The sequence below is a fragment of the Bradyrhizobium sp. 160 genome, from assembly GCF_023073735.1.
GTDB lineage: Bacteria > Pseudomonadota > Alphaproteobacteria > Rhizobiales > Xanthobacteraceae > Bradyrhizobium.
In genome coordinates this window covers 1-8,175 of sequence record NZ_JADPKD010000066.1, presented here as the reverse complement: position 1 = coordinate 8,175, position 8,175 = coordinate 1, and the positions used below count along the sequence as shown (strand labels likewise).

The window sequence follows — 8,175 nt, the reverse complement described above, 5'->3', positions numbered from 1 at the left end:
GGTGATGGGCTCGGGCGTACGCCGCGATGTGGGGATCGTTGCCGGCAAGGTCGGTTCGCCAGCCGGACCGTCGAAGTAAATTTGGAAATTGCTGGACCGCTTTGGCGAACACGGGCCCACTCGCCCGATACGATAGCAGCACCAGCATATACGCGAGGACCGTGGATAGAGCGCCCAATCCAACCATGGTGATTATGAAAACGAGGTCTGGCGCCGTCACGCTGCCCCCCATTTGGTTTCGCAAATCACCTGAATCTTACGCTTTACTCCGGCGGCTGCAAGCCGGGCGACATAAGCCATTCGGTCATGTGAGCGCCAACCTCGTTTTGTCGGGCTCTACGCAGTAAGGCTTCCCGCTGCGGTCCATGCGGGAGCTTCTTGGCTTGCTCGCGTAGGCTTTTCGCTTCTTCGGCAAGTCGTTCTTCCAAGGGCGAAGACTGGCTAAATCGGCGGCGCGCTCCCATGGCCTTCCTCCATGACGTAACCGGCAATTCAAACGCGAAAGTTCCGGGCCGGTTCCTCAAATCAGGCCACTGTGATTTTCAAACTAGGCCACCGCGCTCGGAAACAGGCCAGTACCCGAGGCAGCATGAGAACATTCCGCAAAACGAGAACAACGGGCTTCCATCAGGTGCGGCGGCGTCCGAGCCCCCGCGGATATGTAGGCCGCAGGTGCTACCTTATGACAGCTCCTGCGGCCGGTGCCGCGACGTTCCGCACGATCCGCGCGGCACGCCAAGTTGTTAGCACACAGGCCCGCTAGCGCGAACCGGCGGGGCTTTTGCTCTCCCGAAACGGGCTCGCGTCAGTCGAGATTGAACTTGTTTTGGAGAGCCCTGATCATGTCCTCGACGCTCCCTTGCCGCCAGTGCGTGGAACTAGTTTGATCTGCAAGCCCATGGCGGTGAGCACACTGAGAATTGTTGAAAAAACGGAAGCCGTTGGTCGCCGAACGCGCGATAGATGCTTGTACGCTGCAGTCCAGTTTTTTTGAGAGTTCTGAAATGTTGAAATGTCTGAGTGCCTGCCCGATGCTCCGCAAATTGTGTGAGGTTCACCCGAAGCGAGTGCCTCGTTGAGCTCACGGCGAGCTGCGAAGGGACGTTTGGCCTGAAGGTCTTTGTCATTCGAGCCTTCCAAAGAAGATGGCCGGCTCTAAGAGCCGGCCCCTGTTCTTTTATGAAGCTGCTCAGTACCTCGCGATCGTCGGACCGCCGAACTTGTAGTTCAGGCGGACCAAGCCGATGTCAACGTCTTGGCGGATGCGGTCGCTACCTGCGAAGGCTCCAGCCGGCGTGGTGAAGTCGATCGTGCGATCGCCCAGGAAGATGTGGTTGTACTCGATGCCAACCGACCAGTTCGGAGCAAAGCCATACTCGAGACCCGCGCCAACGGGTTTCACGCGCCGACGACAAGAGCGCGCCAGTCGGAATATCAAACACATCATACTTGTCGCCGACGACCCGCGGCGCCGCCCTTGACGTAGAACAAAACATTGTTCCATGCGTAACCGACCTGCCCGGTAATCAGACCAAAAGAGTCGATGCGAGAGCGATTGCGATCAGTGCAAACGCCAAGCTCGTGTTGTCGCCTCTGAAGTCAGCCCAGTTGCCTTGGCCTTCGAAACCGAACACCCAATTTGCCGACTGCCAGCGATAGCCAATCTGACCACCGACCGTGCCCCCGACAGCATTGTGGCAACCCTCGCCCACCAGAGCGCCTGGGACACCGAAAATGCCGGCTGCATCCACAAAATCCCAGCACTTGTGGCTTGAACCGCCGCCGCCGTTGATGCCGATGTAAAAGCCGCTCCAGTCGTAAACAGCAGCAATCATCGGAGGCGCCTTCGTATATGGCCGCGCGGCCAGATCCGCCGCACTGGCGGGAGCGACCAGCCCCAGAGTTAGTGTTCCGGCTGCAGCCGCTAAAAGCCTTTTCATGCGAGTGTCTCCCCAGAAATACGAGTTCAATGAATCGGATGCGTTTGGCTCCGGGCCCGATTAAGAGTACGTCGTTCGCCTCTACGTTGCTGTAGTCGGCATGCAACGCTCGCGGTCAAAGACGGGCGGGATTCTTCATAGTTATTAGATAGTTGCGGAAGTAAAATCCCGGTGGCGTGCACACCGGGGGCGGGCGGGCAAAAACGCCCCGCAGCGAATCGGGTTCTTCGTTTCCATGCCCACGACACGCAGTAGCTTGCTCTCCGACCGAGCTACTAGGAATCGATAATCTGCGAGGTACTTAGGATGCCGGTGATCGCGGTATGGCTGACGATCCCCCTTCGGTAATTTTGTCTCCAATTGGAGACAATCCTCATCCAGTCGAGCGCCCACACGCTTACCCATCCAGACGGACTGCCGATCCGCCTGAAGCTCGCCACCACGTCCTCGCTCTGTTGAGGATCACATTTTTAAAATCGAAATGGGCACATGGTGTTTCGTGCCTGGTCGCGTCGGCATTGAGCACCTCCGCCAGTGCAGTCCGCCTCGACGAGGACCTTTATGGCCCGGACATTTCTGCGGCGAGCGATCAGCTGGGCCAGTCGCGCCCGGCTTGGCTTCATCTTCTGCTCGAGGCCGCAGACCTTCTTCGAAAGTTGGCGGCGAGCGATGCCGGCGAGTCGCTGAAGGCTGTGCTTCGCAGATTAAGCCGCAGGCTCGATAGTTGGTCCGAAAACCGCATTCGAGATGTCTGGCACCGGGACCCCCGAGTGAAGATCCGGGCCGATGAGGTCAGCCAGCTGCGTGCGCTCGCAGAACCCAAACGCAAATCAGAGACTGTCCATGATTCTGAAGAGCTTCGAGCTACTACGCGGCGGCCTGCGTCGCCGCTCGGTGAGGTTTTTGAGGGGCGGAAAGTGTATACTTTCAACTTGTCTGCCGTCGCCATCGGTCTTACGGACGACGTCGAACGAAGCCGCTAAGATCGTGAGCGGTAATCCAACGTCAACCGTTATGGCTGCACGATGCGCCATCGCGGATGGGTGACGAGTACTGCGGATACGCACTGGCAAACGAGAACCCGTCAGCCCTATGTGGCTGGCGGGATTTTCTTTAGGCGCGCAGCCGAAGTCCTGCTGCTCGGCAGAGTGATGGCAAAGAGAAACAGTGCAGGAACGTCGCAGACAAGAGCGCATCGAGACAAACGAGGTCGCCTACACCGGTTGGGTGGCGAGAACATCGGACGGTTGCACGATGAGCAGCCGAGCCGCTCCGAGGCCGTCGCGCCATCATTGCTCGCTTCGTGCCCCTGTTGTGCCCCAGCTTTTTTGGGGCACATACTCGAAGTGGCTGATTCCAAGGCATTAATGGTGGGCGCACAAGGGATCGAACCTTGGACCTCTCCCGTGTGAAGGGAACGCTCTCCCGCTGAGCTATGCGCCCGGGACCATCATGCAGGCGGCCGGACTTGCGGCCGGCCGGCACATTGGAGCCCGCGATTTAGAAGTGCGGGGCGAAGGTGTCAAGTTTCCAGGCGCCGGAGGGCCGGAAAACCGATCGCAAGCCATCCCACTCGCTGGTAGGCCGGGTTTCGGCCCGGTTAAGCGCCCTGCTGGCGGGCGCGGGAGGCGTGGGCCTGGAGGGCGCGGATGCGCTCGGCGAGCGTTCCACCGCCCTCGGGCAGGGTGGCCGCGCCGTTGGTCGCAGCATCGTTGGCCGGGCGCGGCGCTTGCTTGGCCGGCTGGCTGGCGTCGGCCGCGAGCAGCGCCTCGATCGGCGAGTTCGGGCCTTCGAGCTGCATCGCCAGCTTGGCGACCTCAGCGGCGATGTCGTTGATGCGCTCGCGCAGCAGCGCGTTCTCCATCCGCTCGGTCGCCCAGGAGCTTTCCGCCTGCTGCTGGATCGCGTTGATGTCGCGCTGGAGTCTGGCGCGCTCGTCGCGCGCGCTGCGGAGCTGCTCCTCCAGCGCGGTCTTTTCCGCGCGCAGCGCTTCGAACGGGGCCGACGACTTGCCGCCGCTCAAGGCGGCGATCTCGACGCGCAGCTCCTTGATGATGCGCTCATTGCTCTCGTTGGCCTGGCGCAGCTGGTTGTTCTCATAGTCGCGCTCGGCGAGCAGCTTGCCTTGGGTGGCGAGGCGCCCCTCGAGGTCGGCGACGCGGCTCGATAGCATCTCGGCCTCCTTGACCTGCACGATGAGCTGGCGATCGAGCTCGGTGACACGCTGGCTCAGATTCTCGACGCGGCCCCGGGCATCCGCGAGTTCGCGCGAGGCGGTCTCGGATTCGGTCCGCTCCTGCGCCAGGCGCGCTTGCGTCGCGGCAAATTCCTTTTCGGCATCGCCGACGCGGTTCTTCAATTCCTCGATCTGCGCGCGCACGGCGACCAACTCGACCTGGCGGCTCTCCGCCATCATCGAGCGGTCCGACAGTTCAGAGTTGATCTTTGCAAGCTCGGCCTGCTTGTCAGCCAGCGCAATCCCGGCGGCGCGCAGCGCCTCGGTCTTGGCGTTGAACTCCTCCTCAGTGGCGCGAAGCTGCTCCTTCATCGCCTTCTCGCGCGCCTCCAGTGCGAAGATCGTGGCGTTCTTCTCCCCTAACTCGATCTTCATGCGGTTGATGGCATCGCTCTTCTTGCCGAGTTCGGCGAGCTGGCTGGTGGTCTTGTTCTTGAGCTGCTCGACGCTCATCTCGAGCCGCCGCGCCGACATGGCGAATTCGGCGCGGAGCTGGTCCTTGTCGGCCTGGATCTCGGCCATCGAGAGCGGGGTGGCGGCCTCGAGCCGGCGCGTCGTCAGGCGCACCGCGCGGTTGTGCACCAGCGGCACGATGGCAAGCCCGCACAGCATCGAGAGCAGGAAACCGATCGCCAGGTACATGATCGGTTCGACCATGGGCCAGAACTCCCAGAGCTAAGGAAAAATTTACCAACGACAATGGCATGGGGCGCCGGCAAAAAGCCAGTCCCGCTCCGTCGTTAACCTTGATCCGTACCCAGTTGGGAGAAGAGACCTAGAACGGGTTCCAGGTCGCATTCGGCGTGAATTTGAGATAGCCGATATTGGCTCCGAGCCGCAGGCCGAGGCCGGACCGGATCGGCACCAGCACGATGTTGTTGGCGGTGAGCGCCGTCATGCCGAAGCCGCCGATGATATAGGCCGAGCCGTCGAGGCCGGCGAAGCGCTGGTAGATCGCGTTGGTGGCGGGCAGGTTATAGACCAGCGTCATGGTGCGGGCGCCGTCGCCGCCCCAATCGAAACCAAGCGAGGGGCCCTGCCAGTAGACGCGCAGATCGCCGGCATTCTTGGTGTAGAGCGTGCCTTCGCCGTAGCGCAGGCCGGCGACGAAAGCGCCGGAACCTTCCTCACCCAGAATGTAGCCGTTCGGCAGACCCCATTGGCTGACCGCTTTCTCGATGATCGAGGCGAGCCCGCGCGAGACGTTGCCGAAGAAGCGGTGGCCCGCGGTCACGAGCTCGTCCGGCCCATAGGTGTTGGGCGTCGGGGCGCGCTGCGGCGGCGGCAGGTTGGGCGGGGGCGCCTGCTGGGCGGCGGCCGGCACGATCCAGCCGACCATCGCGGCGAGCGCGAGCGCAGCAAGGCGTGATGCGAAAGTCATAAAAGAACCCCTGGTATCGAAACCGATCGCTTCCTTAACCTGACGCCAACAGGCACGGCTCTAGGTTGCGCCGGATGTCCCCTCGACTCGGATGTTATCCGCAGCAACTATGACGGCACAACGGCAGGAAGATAGCCCTTTGCGCCCCGGAATTGCCTTGATCGGCCGCCGCGTTTGCCTCGTCTGCCTGCTGGCGGGCATTTGGATCATCTGCCCGAGGTTGCCTGCAGAGGCAGCCACCACCGAGCGGATCGTCGTCAACCGCTTCAGCGGCGTCGCCATGGAGGGCTTCGATCCCGTCGCCTATTTCGTCGATGGCGCGGCCGCGCGAGGGACGGCGCAGTTCGAGGCGAACCTCTGGGGCGCGGTCTGGCGCTTCCGGAACGAGGGCAACCGGGCCTCCTTCCTGTCCCATCCCGAGATCTACGGGCCACAATTCGGTGGCTATGATCCGGCCGATATCGCCCGCGGCGTCGTCGTCGCCGGCAATCCCCGCTTCTTCGCGATCGTGGCGCAGCGGCTCTATTTGTTCAGCCGGGAAGCCAATCGCGACGCCTTCGTCACCAACCCGGAGCGCTTTCTCTATGAGGTCGGCAAGCGCTGGCCCGCCCTCCAAGATAAGCTTGGCCAGTAACAAGCGGTCAGTAGCGATCTACCGCCTGCGGGTCGCCCCAGGCAATGAACTCCGGGATGATGAAGCCGCTGTCGCTGCGCTGGCCGAAGCGGAGCTCGCCGCCCTTGCCGTCCGTCACCCTGCCGCCGGCCGCGGTTACCACCGCCGCGCCGGCCCCGACGTCCCATTCCGAGGTCGGTCCGAAGCGGGGATAGATGTCGGCGCTGCCTTCCGCGATCCGGCCGAATTTCACGGCCGAGCCGACCGTTTTTCGGACGGCATTGGGTCTGGCATCGATGAACGCCTCGCTCCTGGGATCGCCGTGCGAGCGGCTCACCGCCGCGATCCAGGGCGCGCCCTGCGCCGGAAACTTGCGGGTGTGAATTGGCTCGGCCGCGCCGACGGTCGTGCCGTCGAAGCTCACGCGCTCGGCGCCGCGGCCGATGACGCCGCGCCAGAGCAGGCCGAGCGCGGGCGCGGAGACGATGCCGAGCAGCGGCACGCCTTCGGTCACGAGGGCGAGGTTGACGGTGAATTCGTCGCGGCCGGCAACGAATTCCTTGGTGCCGTCGAGCGGATCGATCAGGAAGAAGCTGCCCTGAAACGGCGGCGAGGCGAGCTGGGTCCGTTCTTCCGATAGGGCCGGCACGTTGGCCGCAAGCTGCGCCAGTCCCTCCGCAATGATGCCATCGGCGGCAAGGTCGGCCTCGGTGACCGGTGAGCCGTCCTGCTTGCCCTCGACCCGCATCGCCGCACGGTTGACGGCGAGGATCGCTTCGCCCGCCTTCACCACCAGTGCGGTGAGCGGCTCTAGCAGGCCGGTTGCGGCTGCGCCGTCGATGATCCGCTTCACCTGGATGCCTCATTCATCGGCAATTTCGTCCTCCTCGACTGATTCGCCCCGATTGATTTGGTTGGGGCTTTATGGCCACCTCTCATCGATCGCAAGCTAGCTGCCGCGGGCATGCGAATGTTAGAACCCGCAGCATCCGTCAAGCATGCGTGATTCGCGGCTCCAGCGCCGTGCATTCCAGGAACCCTCCAGGACCCCATTATATGTCTGACGCCTCGTCGCCTGCGACCGCTACTGCTCCCGATATGCTCGAACTCGCAGCACTGCTGTGCTCGCGGGTCTGCCACGATCTCATCAGCCCCGTCGGCGCTATCGTCAACGGGCTCGAAGTGCTCGACGATGATCCCAAGCCCGAGGACCGCGAGTTCGCGCTCGACCTCATTCGCAAGAGCGCCAAGACGGCCTCGGCCCGGCTCCAGTTCTGCCGCCTTGCCTTCGGCGCGGCCGGCTCCTCCGGCGCACAGATCGATCTCGGTGATGCCCAGACCATGGCGCGCGGCCATATCGAGGACGGCAAGTGCTCGATCACCTGGAATCTGCCGCGGCTGCTGCTGGCGAAGAATCGCGTCAAGCTGCTGCTCAATATGCTGGTGGTTGCCCAGCACACGATCCCGCGCGGCGGCATGCTGACGATCGATCCGATCGGCGAGGGCGAGACGATGAGCTTCCGCATCACCGCGACCGGACATAATGCGCGCCTGCCGCAGAACATCTCCGAGCTCCTGAGCGGCGAGCGCGGGCCGGCCGCGGATGCGCATGCGATCCAGCCTTATTATACGCGGCTGTTGGCGCAGGCCTGCGGGCTCACCGTGAAGCTCGCGCCGGAAGGCGAAGCCATCACCGTTACCGCTTCGTAAACGCGCCCTTCGCGCTCGGAATATTAATCCAGTCTTGATGAGGCGCTTCGGCTTGTCCGGAGCGCCTTATCTCTTTGTTGGTTCCGTTCTTTTGCACATACTCAACCAATATTAAACGCTTTGCGGTGAAGCTGGCCCCATTCCGAAATGGCGCATCACGCCTCGTGCGCGCCCTTCCTGTATGAAGGCCTGTTTTTCATGGATGATCTGTTGCGGGAGTTTTTGACGGAGACCAGCGAGAGCCTGGACACCGTCGACAATCAATTGGTGAAGTTCGAGCAGGAGCCGAACAAGG

The 8,175-nt window shown here is 62.7% G+C and carries 6 protein-coding genes, 1 tRNA gene and 1 pseudogene; 3 read left to right on the top strand and 5 right to left on the bottom strand.

Annotated elements, in window-relative coordinates; all coding sequences use genetic code 11:
* Positions 1-1,189: 1,189 nt before the first annotated feature.
* Positions 1,190-1,940 (bottom strand): annotated as a pseudogene (locus tag IVA98_RS27425) (outer membrane protein).
* A gap of 518 nt (positions 1,941-2,458) precedes the next feature.
* Between IVA98_RS27425 and IVA98_RS27420 the strand changes: the two are divergent.
* Positions 2,459-2,923, top strand: coding sequence for a hypothetical protein (locus tag IVA98_RS27420; RefSeq protein ID WP_247355822.1), 465 nt, complete (start codon positions 2,459-2,461; stop codon positions 2,921-2,923).
* Between the two features lie 385 nt (positions 2,924-3,308).
* Here the strand turns inward: IVA98_RS27420 and IVA98_RS27415 are convergent.
* The 3 genes from IVA98_RS27415 to IVA98_RS27405 form a co-directional block, all read right to left on the bottom strand.
* Positions 3,309-3,383: transfer RNA gene (locus IVA98_RS27415), tRNA-Val, on the bottom strand.
* A gap of 157 nt (positions 3,384-3,540) precedes the next feature.
* Positions 3,541-4,833, bottom strand: coding sequence for a coiled-coil domain-containing protein (locus tag IVA98_RS27410; RefSeq protein WP_247302576.1), 1,293 nt, complete (start codon positions 4,831-4,833; stop codon positions 3,541-3,543).
* Positions 4,834-4,951: 118 nt separating this feature from the next.
* Entirely contained in the window at positions 4,952-5,557 is a 606-nt protein-coding gene (locus IVA98_RS27405) for a DUF1134 domain-containing protein (RefSeq protein ID WP_247333064.1), read from the bottom strand.
* 139 nt (positions 5,558-5,696) lie between these two features.
* On the opposite strand from IVA98_RS27405, the gene IVA98_RS27400 reads away from it, so the two are divergent.
* The gene (locus tag IVA98_RS27400) at positions 5,697-6,191 is read left to right on the top strand and encodes a YHS domain-containing (seleno)protein (RefSeq protein WP_247302580.1); all 495 of its coding nucleotides are present in this window, start codon (positions 5,697-5,699) and stop codon (positions 6,189-6,191) included.
* Between the two features lie 7 nt (positions 6,192-6,198).
* Here the strand turns inward: IVA98_RS27400 and IVA98_RS27395 are convergent, their stop codons facing one another.
* A complete protein-coding gene (locus IVA98_RS27395; RefSeq protein ID WP_247302592.1) occupies positions 6,199-7,029 on the bottom strand; it encodes a 3'(2'),5'-bisphosphate nucleotidase CysQ family protein in 831 nt (276 codons plus the stop codon).
* A gap of 197 nt (positions 7,030-7,226) precedes the next feature.
* Here IVA98_RS27395 and chpT point away from each other — a divergent pair, with 197 nt between their 5' ends.
* Positions 7,227-7,880 carry a histidine phosphotransferase ChpT gene (gene chpT / locus IVA98_RS27390; RefSeq protein WP_247302581.1) on the top strand — a complete coding sequence of 218 codons (654 nt, stop codon included), beginning with the start codon at positions 7,227-7,229 and terminating at the stop codon, positions 7,878-7,880.
* Positions 7,881-8,175 lie beyond the last annotated feature (295 nt).

What these genes read in the sequence shown, in the direction of transcription:
- IVA98_RS27410 (WP_247302576.1), bottom strand. Translation starts at nt 4,833, where the DNA reads ATGGTCGAACCGATCATGTACCTGGCGATCGGTTTCCTGCTCTCGATG.
- IVA98_RS27405 (WP_247333064.1), bottom strand. Translation starts at nt 5,557, where the DNA reads ATGACTTTCGCATCACGCCTTGCTGCGCTCGCGCTCGCCGCGATGGTC.
- chpT (WP_247302581.1), top strand. Translation starts at nt 7,227, where the DNA reads ATGTCTGACGCCTCGTCGCCTGCGACCGCTACTGCTCCCGATATGCTC.